This is a genomic window from Wolbachia endosymbiont (group B) of Chorthippus parallelus, assembly GCF_947251815.1.
Taxonomy (GTDB): Bacteria; Pseudomonadota; Alphaproteobacteria; order Rickettsiales; family Anaplasmataceae; genus Wolbachia.
Genome location: NZ_OX366390.1, coordinates 122582 through 135608 on the forward strand (window position 1 = coordinate 122582; position 13027 = coordinate 135608).

A 13027-nucleotide genomic window follows, 5' to 3' on the forward strand; every position below is an offset into this window, starting at 1 on the left:
ATTTACTGTTTATGATAATAAAGATCAGCAGGAACTTTATAATGTAGAGTCTGATGTCGCCTTTTATAGTTATACCAACCAACAAAATCGTTTATTATAAGATTCAAATCTCTGATACTATTTGGTCTATAATAATATATAGCTTCTTGCTTTAAAGTTCTCCATAAACGCTCAACAAATATATTGTCGAAGCAACGTCCTTTATGATCCATACTAATTTTAATATTAGCACGCTCTAATTCCATAATAAAGTTGTAGCTAGTAAACTGCACTCCTTGATCACTATTAAAAATCTCAGGTTTACCTTGTTTTAGAGCTTCTTTGAGAGTATAAAGGCAAAATCCAGCATCGAGATATGGTGATAATGAATGAGCAATAATATAGCGACTATACAAGTCCATTATTGCCACAAAATAGACAAACTTACCTTCTACCATAATATATAGTAGCCCATACCTGATTAACTCTACAAATAATCAAATCTTTGAGTAAATAAGGATATATTTTATGCTTTTTTTCTTTAATACTTGTATTACATCTTTTTCTACAATACAGCCCACTAATCTTCATTTTTTTCATAATTCTTAAGATTTTTTTGTGATTGACTACTACTCCACTCGCTATGATTTCAGCAGTAATTTTACGATATCCATAACGGCAATCAGAAGCCAAATATACTTCTTGAATCAAATTTCACTTTCGTTATTAATTATATGCCTATAATATAGGCTAGATCTGCAAATCCCCAGTAAATCAGCCTGTTTCCTAATTGATAGATCAGAATCTTTTTCTATAAACCTTACTCTATCTTTTTTGCTTATTTCAGTAATTTTTTTTTCAAATAACTATTTTCCACTGTCAATTCTCCTATTACTTTATGTAAACTTTCTATTTCTTGCGCTAAGATTCTTTGTTTTCTCGCACTTTCACTTTCTTCAACAAATAGGTCTTTTAACCTTGCCAATACTCTATCACGCCAATCATATAGATTTGTTGATGGTATTTTATATTCACTACATATCTCAGATGTGCTTTTTTGATTTTTTATTGCTTCCAAAGCTATCTTTGCTTTTAACTCTGGTTCATATTTTTTTGTTGCCATACTTTTACCCCTTTACCTTCCTACTCGGATCAACCATTTTTTTTTGGTCTAGTTTATGGGGTGCATTATAAGGCAAAAAATAATATCTATATTAAAATGTGCTGATAAAGTTAATTGTCAGACATTAGCTTCTAGGACAAATCTTAAGGTAATAGAAGCTAGCAATAACTTTAGCTATCATAATAGTACAAGTGTGTTAAGCAGCGCAGTAAAACCTTCTTCTTTTATTAATAGTGTATTTAGTTGGATGGGAACTTCAACAACTGCTGCACTCAGTAGCCTATTTCAGAGTGCCCCTGCTTTACCTCCTGCACAGCAATCTGTTGCACATTTGACTGGAAGCCCAATTGATTTTTCGCAAGTTGATTTTAATGGAACAGCTCTGCTAGCTGATGTGGTAATCAGAAAGTTTATCGGGAGAAAATATTCAAGACCATTGGATGATTCACTTTTGACATTGGAGCAAATTAGAGAAAGAAAGGTTAGTGCTATAGAAAGGGATATCAAGATGGTAATTAGTGAGTTTGAAAAACTTGATCAATGTCCTCGAAGTTTATTAAGCAATTCAACAATATCTAAAGGTGTATGTCATCAAAAATCCCTCTAAATCAGTTAAAACAAGCACTCAAGTCTGAGTGCTTGTTTTCGTGAAATCTATTATTTAAATTAAACTTTTTATTGTGCGTTGTAGGTAAGTTGTTACAATAAGATGAGTTAAGATGAAAAAACTTTAAGTTATGGAAGATGATAGCAAGAAAGAAATAAAAGAAGAAAAAGGTATATTAGGTTGGATAGAGTATAGACTGCCTATATTTTCTTTTCTAAAACATACTGCTTCTTATCAAGTACCAAAAAATTTAAATTATGCTTGGAATTTTGGTTCTTTGGCTGGTATAGCACTAATTTTGCAGATAATAACAGGTATATTTCTTGCCATGCACTACACTCCGCATGTTGATCATGCATTTAATAGTGTGGAGCGTATAATGCGTGACGTAAGTTATGGATGGCTGATACGTTATACTCATGCTGTTGGGGCGTCACTCTTCTTTATGGTGGTCTATGTTCATATCATGCGTGGATTATATTACGGATCTTATAAGAGACCGCGAGAAATGGTGTGGTTTATTGGCATATTTATATTTTTTGCAATGATGGCAACTGCCTTTATGGGATATGTTCTTCCATGGGGACAAATGAGCTTTTGGGGTGCAACAGTTATAACTAACTTATTTTCAGCCATACCTTTAATTGGCAATAAAATAGTTATATGGTTGTGGGGTGGTTTTTCCGTTGATAACCCAACGCTCAATCGTTTTTTTGCACTTCATTATCTTCTTCCTTTCATTATTATTGCTTTAGCTATGTTGCATGTTGTTGCTCTGCATAGATTTGGCTCTAATAACCCAAGTGGAATAGAAGTAAGGTCAGGTAAGGACACTATTCCTTTTTATCCTTATTATATAGCAAAGGACTGCATAACTTTTGGTTTATTTTTTATAATTTTGTTTGGATTTGTTTTTTATGCCCCTAATTATCTTGGGCATCCTGATAATTATATAGAAGCTGATCCTATGGTAACTCCAGTACACATAGTACCAGAGTGGTATTTCCTACCTTTTTATGCGATGTTGCGCTCAATTCCAAATAAGCTTATTGGTGTACTTACCATGTTTGGATCTATTTTAGTTTGGTTTCTTTTGCCTTGGCTTGATAAATCAAAAGTTAAAAGTGGTGCTTATCGCCCATTATTTAAGAAATTTTTTTGGGTTTTTGCAATAAATTTTGCATTTCTTGCTTGGCTTGGGGGGCAGGAAGTTAAAGAGCCTTACATTACTTTAAGTAGACTCTCAACTCTTTATTATTTTTCATATTTTGTGATAGTTTTACCTTTACTTAGTAAGTATGAGAAACCAAAAAAATTACCAAAAACAATAAGCGATTCCGTTCCGGAGATGAAGTGATGCTGTTGGTTAAAGTTGCTCTGTTTTGTGTATTATTTCTCACTAATTCTCTTTCTGCAGAGGAGTTTAAACCTTTACCAAATAAGAAAATCGACTGGAGTTTTGATGGAATTACTGGATCTTTCGATAGAGAGTCAATTCAGCGTGGCTATAAAGTATACAAGGAAGTCTGTGCTGCTTGCCATTCAATGAATAGAATAGCGTTTCGTAATTTGCAAGATGTTGGTTTTTCTGAAGAGGATGTAAAACAAATTGCAGCCTCTTACCAAGTTAAAGATGGTCCGAATGATTTGGGTGAAATGTTTGATAGGCCGGGAGTGTCTTCGGATTATTTTATTGCACCTTTTGATACAAAAGAAGCAGCTGCAGCAAGCAACAATGGAGCAATTCCACCGGACTTATCATTAATTGTCAAAGCAAGACATGATGGTGCAAATTATATCTATTCACTACTAATTGGTTATCAAAACGGTGAACATGATGAGAACGGTTTATATTTTAATCCATATTTTTCAACAGGCAGGTTAGCTATGGCACCACCACTCTCTGAAGGAATGGTAGAATATGATGGTACAAGGCAAGCCACAGTTGAAAATATGGCATATGATGTGGTAAATTTCTTACAATGGGCAGCAGAGCCAGAACTGGAGCGCCGACATAAACTTGGGCTAAAAATAGTGACATATTTTATAATTTTGACGGTGTTTTTTGTTCTTACTAACAATAGAGTTTGGAGCCAACTCTATAAAAAAGGAAAATAGAACTTCATTTACGCTCGTTTTTATACCTTACTCATAATATCATGTGTATTATGTAATGATAAATATATTATGAAAGTATAGGGATTATGGCATTTCAAATAGTTACAAATTTTCAGCCAGCTGGGGATCAACCACAAGCAATAGATAGTTTAGTTGAAGGACTAAATAACAAAAAAAGAGATCAGGTTTTACTTGGAGTAACTGGCTCTGGAAAAACTTTTACTATGGCAAATGTTATTGCAAGAACAAACAGGCCTGCGTTAATTATGGCGCATAATAAAACTTTAGCGGCACAGCTTTACGAGGAGATGAGAGGATTTTTCCCCCACAATGCTGTTGGATACTTCATTTCTTATTATGATTATTATCAGCCTGAGGCTTATTCGCCACAAACAGACACTTATATTGAAAAAGACTCTTTAATAAATGAAAGAATTGATATGCTACGCTATTCTACTATATGCTCTCTTTTGGAGCGTAGGGACACGATTGTAGTTGCGAGTGTTTCTTGTATATATGGTCTTGGTTCGCCTGAGAGCTATCTCAGCATGACCTTGACTTTAAGTGCTGGAGATAAGATTCATGTTAATGACTTTCTGAATAATTTAGCTAATCTCCAATATAAACGTTCTGATGTCAGATTTGAGCGAGGATATTTCAGAGTGCGCGGCGATATTATTGATATATTTCCTGCTTATTATGAAAATAAAGCTTGGCGTTTATCATTGTTTGGTGATGAAATAGAAGAAATTTCTGAGATTGATGCCATGAACGGCAATATTATCAGACGCATAGATAAAGTCACCATTTTTCCAAATAGCTATTACACTACATCACGTGAGACTCTTTTGCAAGCAGTTCAACTGATTAAAAAAGAACTACATGAACGCCTGGATTATTACTATTCACAGAACAAAATTGTTGAAGCAAAACGCCTTGAGCAGCGTACTAATTTTGATATTGAAATGATGATGGCAACGGGAGTGTGTAAAGGTATTGAAAATTATTCGCGTTATCTTTATGGAATGAAAGCCGGAGATCCACCGCCTACATTGTTTGAGTATTTACCTAAAGATGTAATTTTATTTGTTGATGAAAGCCATGTAACCGTTCCCCAGATAGGTGCAATGTATAGCGGTAATGAAGCACGTAAAAAGAAATTGATAGATTATGGTTTTAGGCTACCTTCTGCTTTTGATAACCGTCCATTAAAATTGGAAGAGTGGGAGGCAATACGGCCCCAGACTATTTACGTTTCGGCTACTCCAGGAAAATATGAGTTAGAAAAGACTAACCACGCATTCATAGAGCAAGTTATCCGCCCAACAGGACTGACAGATCCCATCTGTACCATAAAACCAACAGAGAGTCAGGTTGATGATGTGATTCACGAGGCGCAAGTAACAATAAAAAAAGGATTTTGTATTCTAATTACCACATTGACAAAAAAAATGGCTGAAAAGCTAGCTGAGCATATGAGTGAGCTCAGTATGAAAGTAACTTACCTACATTCAGATATTGGTGCACTGGAAAGAATTGAAATTATATGCAAATTAAGATCTAAAGAAATAGATGTTCTTGTTGGCGTTAACTTGTTGCGGGAAGGTCTTGATATTCCCGAGTGTGGGCTGGTTGCAATTTTAGATGCTGACAAAGAAGGGTTTTTACGATCAGAGACTTCGCTCATTCAAACGATAGGTCGTGCTGCACGCAATGTTGAAGGCAGAGTAATTTTATATGCAGACAAAATTACTAATTCTATGGATCGTGCACTGAAAGAAACTGAAAGGAGAAGAAAGAAACAGACAGAGCATAATACACTGAATAATATTGTACCAAAAACTATAATAAAGCCTATATCAAATACTTTACAGGAAAAAGTGGTGATTGAGAATTTTAGTAAGAATGATCTAAATAGTTTGAAAAAGCAAATGTTGAAGCATGCTGAAAATTTAGAGTTTGAAGAGGCGGCAAAAATAAAAGGTATTATTGAAAAATTTAATAACAGACCCGTTACATAACTAGAAAAAAGATAAATAATTAATAGTTAAGCTGACTTTGATTTACCAAAGATTTGAAAAACTATTATCTAAGAACATATCTTGAAAGGACTTAAGTGGTTAAATATTAAAGAGTTCTTGAAGTAAGGAGAGCACACTATACGTCAAGCAAACAACGTTTACCTAAAATTCTGTGACATTAGCAGCTTTCTTGGCCCGTTTTCAGTAAACAGTGATTTTGTAATTCTTCTATATATTAGAAAAATTTTTATTTTAATTAGCCATAGGCGCCTATTGTTTTTTAGCTAAAGTAAAGATCAAGTATCTGGAATTCTGGACATAAAATCCCCCTGTGTAAAAAAGATTAGAAAAAAGTGCAGCGCACATACAACAGATACGCACTAAAGAAGATACGCTACGCTTTTTGATTAAAAATTTGACTGAACAGTCTGCAGACAAATTTGAGCTCTTAAAATATCTCTAACTGTGATTATAATCAGATTTAAAATATATGGAAGCAATTTTTTACGTTAGCTATTTAATATTTTAAATTAGGCCTCTTGCATAACTATATTAAAGGTTAGCACCAGCAACTACTCCTCATTACATATTTTATCGCATTAATAATTGTTATGTTTTTGCTCTCCCTATTCTATTGCTCCTTGTGCAACATTTGGCCTTGTCACTTATATCACTTGTTACCCTCCTATTTCTTGCTTTATTCTTTTTTTTCCCTTTCAAGACAGGTTCTGAGTGGCAAAACATAGGTCCACTTTAATGTGTATTAAACAAGATTTTATAACTCTAATTGTCTTTGCTTGTGCTGTTCAACTGTGACATCAACCATTACATTCAATGGAAGATGATCTGAAGGGTATCTCTCTTGTTGGAATTATATCATCTTTACCCAGGCCTTTCACCGTACGCTGTATACTCCTTTATAACAGGGGATAAAAAGCAAAAATCTATTCTTTTTTTGAGATCATATACAGATTCTAACAATTAAAATCTCACAACAAATTTGTTGTTTCATAGCTTTTATATAATCTATAATTGCAACTGTTTTAACATTAATCAGAACCTAAAAGAGGCTTGTTATTAATGGATTACTTATAAAATCTTATGGAAAGTAGAGCTTGGTTCATTTGGCTGATCAGCAACTTAATTGTTATATTCAGCAATATGCAAATAATCTACACCTTTATAAGTGTGGATCTTGAAAAAGAACTTGGGATCACGATTGCGCAAGTTGCACTGGCTAATTCAGCATATACTTGGACTTTTGCTATCTCACAATTTTTTAGTGGGGCAATGTTTAATGTTTTTTCCAGCAAAAAAATTTATTTTCTCTCATTATCGATTATGATCTTTGGGTTTTTTATCCTTATTAGTAGTGACAGTTTTGTCCATCTAATTTTATCTCAATTCTTGATTGCAATTGGAGCATCATTTGGTTTTGTTGGAGCTGCTCATATAAGTAGCACATATTTTCCCATTACCCAATTTGGACTGATGTTCTCACTAGTGCAGACAATTTCAAGTCTTTCCGCTTTGATGATTCAAATGTTGTTCTCTAGCTTCCTTGCTGAAGGTATGGATTGGAAGAATTTGATTGTATACGTAATATTATTTGGCGTATCGATATTTGTACTTATGTTTTTTTATCCGAAAGGACTTTCAAAAAAAAGTTTGGAAAAATGCACAATAAAAAGCTCTATAAAAACAGTAATATGTTCTATACTAACGGTGCTAAAATTAAGAGATATCTGGATAACTTCAGTAGTAGGTGCTATTACTTTTGGAACATTTTTAGCGCTTAATATGCTGTGGGCACCAAGGTTACTAAGCAACTTAGAACTAAATACAATGGAGTTAGGTGTGGCAACTGCAATATTGTGGCTTGGTCTTGCAGTTGGTGCTCCAATTGCAGATTTAATCTCAAATCTATTTAAAAATAGAAGGCACGTAATCTCTGCTTTTGCCATATTGCAAGGTATTTCAGTTATTATTTTACTATACGGCAATTTAACAGTTCATATTATATACTTTTGTATGTTAATGTTTGGTTTTTTTGCAGGCGGACATATGCTTAATTTTACTGTTGGCAGTGAGATTGTTGAGCAGAAGTATATTAGCACATCATCATCCATTATCAATGGATTTATGTTTGTTATGAGTGGAATTTTAGTGTCAATTTTAGCACTTTTTTCAGATCATCAAATGGCGCTTTTCACAATATTTGCAATGTTAACATTTGCTAGTATTTTTAATTATGCTACAAAAGAAACATACTATAAAAATAAAGTAGCTGAATCTTGAGTCGACTGTTATATTATATTAACATACTATAATAAATTATGACAACAAAAGACACAACAGTAACTAAGGCAACAATAGCTGAATGTATAAACCAGAAAATTGGATTATCGAAAGAAGACTCTATTGCAATAATAGATGATATATTGGATGAGATAAAAACGAGCTTAGCAAAGGATGGGATAGTAAAAATATCTTCATTTGGAACATTTTTGGTTAAAAACAAGAAAGAAAGACCAGGAAATATACCAAAGACATTGGAAAGGGTAGTAATTCAAGCGAGAAAATCAATTTCTTTTAGACCTTCAAAAATGATGAAGAAATTAATAAATAACCGATGAATAAGGAAAAATTATTTTACACAATTGGAGAAGTAGCTGAAGAACTACATTTGGAGCAGCATGTTTTAAGATTCTGGGAAAGTCAATTCCATCAAATTAAACCCATAAAACGGAAGGGAAGAAGACTATATGATCATAAGTGTATAGAGGCAATAAAGAAAATAAAATATATGCTATATGACAAAGGATATACAATAAAAGGAGTACAAAAGGAATTTGGTAACGATGTAAGAATTGATCATTATTCAAGAAATTTGTTGCAAGAACTTACCGATTTAAGAGACTATTTGACTGATAAAATAAATGAAGAAAGTAATAAATAGACGAAAAATACTATAAAGTTTTGTGAAAGTTGATCTATCTAGAGATAAGTTTATGTGTCGTATAGCCTTGTTCTTTATATTATCAGCAATACTGATAAGCTGTGGCCTGCAAAAACCTGCACCTGTACTACTTAAAGGCGAAGAATTTTATGGAAAAAGAGACCTAGAGTACACAAGGGAGTATTATTTGATTAAAGAAAATGTTGATTCTTCGCTGCAAAAAGAAAGTAGAAAAGCCTTCGTAGATAAGGTATATAACAATAATGCACAAAGCATGTGTAAATTTGTAATACCGGTTAAAGGTGCAGTTATCTCTTCTGATAAAATATGTCAAGATGGCATAAAAATTACTGCTCAAAGTGGAACAAAGGTTATTGCTTCTGCACCTGGCAAAGTAATATACGTAGGCAAAGGCCTGAGGTGGTACGGAAATTTAATTATAGTGGAACATAAAGATAATTACATGACTATGTACTCCTACTTAAAAAACATACAAGTTGAAATTGGTGATAAAGTAAAACAAGGTCAAGTAATTGGATCTGCAGGTAAATCAAGCACACAAGATAAAGATCCGCAGATGTGTTTCACAATAAGGCATAATGGTCAAGCAGTCGATCCTTTAGTACATATAAACTGTGATTGAATTTATGAAATATGATTTTAAAAACGTTGAAAAATTCTACCAAAATAAGTGGGATTTTTCTGTAAGCAAAGATAGTAAAAAGAAGAAATGTTACGTGTTGGAAATGTTTCCATATCCATCTGGTAAGATTCATATGGGGCACCTGCGTAACTATGCAATAGGAGATGTTATAGCACGTTACAAGAGAGCTCGTGGATTTGAGGTTTTGCACCCAATTGGCTGGGATGCGTTTGGATTACCAGCTGAAAATGCAGCAAGGGACAATAACATTAACCCTGCAGCATGGACACAAGATAATATAGATAATATGCGTGCGCAGCTAAAATCTATAGGTCTTTCATACAATTGGGATCGTGAGCTCTCCACATGTGAGCCTGATTATTACAAACACGAACAGAAATTTTTTCTGGATTTTTTAAAGCATGGTCTTACCTATCGAAAAGAGTCGTGGGTTAATTGGGATCCAGTGGACCAAACAGTGCTTGCAAATGAGCAAGTGGTTGATGGAAAAGGATGGCGATCAGGTGCAGTTGTTGAAAAACGTAAGTTATCTCAGTGGTTTTTAAAGATTACTGATTTTGCTGAAGATTTGCTTCATTGTTTGCAAAGTTTAAAAAATTGGCCAGAAAAAGTCAAAACTATGCAAGAGCGCTGGATAGGAAAATCTGAAGGAGCAACTATAGATTTTGAAATAGTTGGCCTGAATAAGAAATTAAAGATTTTTACAACTTCTCCTCATACTTTATTTGGAGCTTCTTTTCTTGCAGTAGCAGCAGAGCACCCTATTGTACAAGACCTTAAGGACGAAGAAATAAGAGACTTTATTGGTAATATGAAGGCAAAGGGGGAGAATGATGAAAAAATTGGAATTTACACTGGACTGAACGTCAGGCACCCATTTCTCGACAAGGAATTACCAATTTATATAGCGAATTTTGTGTTGATGGAGTATGGAGAAGGTGCGATTTTTGGTTGCCCTGCACATGATCAGCGTGATTTTGAATTTGCACAGAAGTATGGTTTACCGATTATTCCTGTAGTTTGTGAAGAGACCAAAGAGATCTTAAAAGAACCGTACTTCGGTGATGGAGTGATGTTCAATTCTGAATTCTTAAACGGACTAATGATTAATGAGGCAAAGGAAGTAATCATTAAAAAGCTTGAAGAAAAAGGAATAAGCAAAAAAACAGTAAACTACCGTTTGCATGATTGGGGAATTTCAAGGCAACGTTATTGGGGATGTCCTATACCTGTTATATATTGTAAAGATTGTGGAATTGTTCCAGTTCCAGAAAAAGACCTCCCTGTTGTTCTACCAACGGATGTAGAATTTACAAGTGGTGGTAATCCCCTGGACAAGCACCCAACCTGGAAATTTGTTGATTGTCCAAAGTGCGGAAAGCAAGCAGAACGTGAAACTGATACATTTGACACTTTTTTTGAATCTTCTTGGTATTTTGCTGCATTTTGCAGTGAAAATAAATCGATTAATAAAGATACTTGTAATCGTTTTATGCCTGTTGATTATTACATAGGTGGAATAGAACATGCAATTCTACATTTGCTTTACTCAAGGTTTTTCTGCCGTGCTTTAACTAAATGTGGCTATTTTGAAATTAAAGAGCCTTTCTCTACTTTAATCACTCAAGGAATGGTCTGTCATGTAACTTATAAAGATGAGAATGGCAAATGGCTCTTTCCCGAAGAAGCAAAAGAGTTGATTGCGAAGGATACTAAGATCCAAGTTGGAAAAGTCGAAAAGATGAGCAAGTCGAAAAAGAACACAGTTGACCCAAACTTTATCATAGAAAAATACGGTGCTGATACTGCTCGTTTGTTTGTATTATCTGACACTCCTCCGGAAAAAGATATGGAATGGTCTGATGATGGCGTGGAAGGTTGTTTTCGCTACATAAATAAATTGTGGCGTATGGTAGTGCAACTTAGGCCCGTAAACATACACTATGACAATGAAAACATTGTAGGTAAACTCCTAGAGTACAGAAAAAAAATCCATAAACTATTGCAAGGGCTTACAGATGACTTGGAAAACTGCAGATTAAACTGTGTGGTAGCAAAGTTTCGTGAAATGACAAATTTAATAGCTGAAATAGACGTAAAAACTGGAAAATCTCTTATTGATGAAGGTATATGCATACTAATCAGAGTAATTGAGCCATTCATGCCACACCTGGCTGAAAATTTATGGCAAGAAATAGGAGGCGAAGGTATGCTATATCTAAAGCCTTGGCCAAAAGCTGATGAATCACTACTAATTGATAATATGGTGACTGTAGCAGTGCAGATCAATGGAAAGTTACGTGCGACCATTGAAGTGGCAACTGATTTACCTCAAGAAAAATTGAAGAAAATAGCAACAGATTCTGTATCTAACAAAATCGATCAAAGCAAAATTCGCACTATATATGCTGTACCAAATAAGATAGTAAACATAGTTATATAAAAATTTTGAGTAGCATGTCGCTAATTTCGTAGGTATACTTTTTTTGATATGAGATTATATCTTTTTTAATATAAAGGATATATACTTGTGCATTATATATTTTTTTGTATGGGTAGTTATATGAAAATAAAAGGATTGTGTGTTTTAGCTGTTTTGCTCACTTCCTCTCTAGCAGGTGCAGGAGATCCTATAGGTGAGTTGAAAGATAAATATTATGCAGGTTTAAACTTTGGTGCTGGTTGGGGTGGTGGCTTTAAAATGAAACCTGGCGTTGTTCTTGGTTACCATCATGACGAAAACTCTGAATTTGAACTTGAGGTTCTCACTGACGTAAGTGATATGTTTGGAGGTAAGGATGCAGAAGGAAAGGACAAAGACAAGAAAATGGGAGCTAGTTTATTAGCAAATTACCGTTATTATCCTGACGTTGACATTGATCCTGTGAAACTATATGTCAGTGGAGGTTTAGGTGGATATCTCCAAGTAATACCTTTTGGCTCTGGTACAGCTAAATCTACAAATGAAGGGACAGGTTCAGCTGAAACTAAAAGTGAAACACTAGATAAAATACTTGGTGCTATTTCCTACAAACTGAAGGTTGGTGTTGATTATGAAGTTGCTCCACAGATAGTTGGTACAGCTGCTTTAACCGTAGGCGGGCAACTGAGTGGTTTAAAAGCAATGACAGTACCGGATATTATGCTGGAAGTAGGAGTACGTTATAGTTTTTAATGCTGGATGGCATTGTGTACATGGTTAGGTGTAACCATAAGCAATGCTCAAAACTTGCTGCTAGCATGATTTGAACACTTATTATAGCTGTTTTAAGGAAGTAATATGTTGAATCATATGAGAACAATGAAAGTGTTCGCCGTGTTGGTTGCTTTAGCAAGTACAGCTAGTAATTGTACAAGTGAGTTAGAAGATCAGTACAAAGATCGGTATGAAGACCAGTACAAAGATCAGTATGAAGATCAACACAAAGATCATTGTGAAGATCAATACGAAGATCGATATGAAGACCAGTACGAAGATCAGTACTATGTAGGTTTACACTTTGGAACTCGATGGGGTAAAAGCTTTCAATCAAAACCCAGCGTTGTTTTTGGTTAT

General features: G+C 34.3%; 9 protein-coding genes and 2 pseudogenes. 10 read left to right on the forward strand and 1 reads right to left on the reverse strand.

Features of this window, described 5'->3' with window-relative positions; translation table 11 throughout:
- Positions 1–2 precede the first annotated feature (2 nt).
- Positions 3–1102, reverse strand: a pseudogene (locus OPS21_RS00635) (IS3 family transposase).
- A 193-nt stretch (positions 1103–1295) separates the two neighbouring features.
- Here OPS21_RS00635 and OPS21_RS00640 point away from each other — a divergent pair.
- The 10 genes and pseudogenes from OPS21_RS00640 to OPS21_RS00685 all read left to right on the forward strand — a co-directional run.
- Positions 1296–1709, forward strand: a pseudogene (locus OPS21_RS00640) (ankyrin repeat domain-containing protein); the annotation flags it as partial.
- A gap of 130 nt (positions 1710–1839) precedes the next feature.
- Positions 1840–3066: a cytochrome b gene (locus OPS21_RS00645; protein ID WP_264336363.1), complete on the forward strand. Its 1227-nt coding sequence runs from the start codon at positions 1840–1842 to the stop codon at positions 3064–3066.
- Positions 3066–3827: a cytochrome c1 gene (locus OPS21_RS00650; RefSeq protein WP_264336362.1), complete on the forward strand. Its 762-nt coding sequence runs from the start codon at positions 3066–3068 to the stop codon at positions 3825–3827. The genes OPS21_RS00645 and OPS21_RS00650 overlap by 1 nt, the downstream gene beginning before the upstream one ends.
- Positions 3828–3913: 86 nt before the next feature.
- On the forward strand, positions 3914–5848 hold the full coding sequence (gene uvrB, locus OPS21_RS00655) for an excinuclease ABC subunit UvrB (RefSeq protein WP_264336361.1): 1935 nt from the start codon (positions 3914–3916) through the stop codon (positions 5846–5848).
- Between the two features lie 1101 nt (positions 5849–6949).
- Positions 6950–8146, forward strand: coding sequence for an MFS transporter (locus OPS21_RS00660; protein ID WP_264336360.1), 1197 nt, complete (start codon positions 6950–6952; stop codon positions 8144–8146).
- A gap of 38 nt (positions 8147–8184) precedes the next feature.
- Complete coding sequence (locus OPS21_RS00665) at positions 8185–8484, forward strand: integration host factor subunit alpha (RefSeq protein ID WP_063630779.1); 300 nt, start codon at positions 8185–8187, stop codon at positions 8482–8484.
- Complete coding sequence (locus OPS21_RS00670; protein ID WP_010402982.1) at positions 8481–8807, forward strand: MerR family transcriptional regulator; 327 nt, start codon at positions 8481–8483, stop codon at positions 8805–8807. Before OPS21_RS00665 ends, OPS21_RS00670 begins: the two co-directional genes overlap by 4 nt.
- 52 nt (positions 8808–8859) lie before the next feature.
- Positions 8860–9450 (forward strand): murein hydrolase activator EnvC family protein, encoded by a 591-nt coding sequence (locus OPS21_RS00675; RefSeq protein WP_265027652.1) that lies wholly within the window; start codon positions 8860–8862, stop codon positions 9448–9450.
- Positions 9451–9454: 4 nt separating this feature from the next.
- Entirely contained in the window at positions 9455–11914 is a 2460-nt protein-coding gene (gene leuS / locus OPS21_RS00680) for a leucine--tRNA ligase (protein ID WP_265027653.1), read from the forward strand.
- 120 nt (positions 11915–12034) lie between these two features.
- Complete coding sequence (locus OPS21_RS00685; RefSeq protein ID WP_264336357.1) at positions 12035–12646, forward strand: hypothetical protein; 612 nt, start codon at positions 12035–12037, stop codon at positions 12644–12646.
- Positions 12647–13027 lie beyond the last annotated feature (381 nt).

Coding starts and splice junctions, on each gene's coding strand:
- OPS21_RS00675 (WP_265027652.1), top strand. CDS start 8,860: ATGTGTCGTATAGCCTTGTTCTTTATATTATCAGCAATACTGATAAGC.
- OPS21_RS00645 (WP_264336363.1), top strand. CDS start 1,840: ATGGAAGATGATAGCAAGAAAGAAATAAAAGAAGAAAAAGGTATATTA.
- OPS21_RS00660 (WP_264336360.1), top strand. CDS start 6,950: ATGGAAAGTAGAGCTTGGTTCATTTGGCTGATCAGCAACTTAATTGTT.
- OPS21_RS00670 (WP_010402982.1), top strand. CDS start 8,481: ATGAATAAGGAAAAATTATTTTACACAATTGGAGAAGTAGCTGAAGAA.
- uvrB (WP_264336361.1), top strand. CDS start 3,914: ATGGCATTTCAAATAGTTACAAATTTTCAGCCAGCTGGGGATCAACCA.
- OPS21_RS00665 (WP_063630779.1), top strand. CDS start 8,185: ATGACAACAAAAGACACAACAGTAACTAAGGCAACAATAGCTGAATGT.
- leuS (WP_265027653.1), top strand. CDS start 9,455: ATGAAATATGATTTTAAAAACGTTGAAAAATTCTACCAAAATAAGTGG.
- OPS21_RS00685 (WP_264336357.1), top strand. CDS start 12,035: ATGAAAATAAAAGGATTGTGTGTTTTAGCTGTTTTGCTCACTTCCTCT.
- OPS21_RS00650 (WP_264336362.1), top strand. CDS start 3,066: ATGCTGTTGGTTAAAGTTGCTCTGTTTTGTGTATTATTTCTCACTAAT.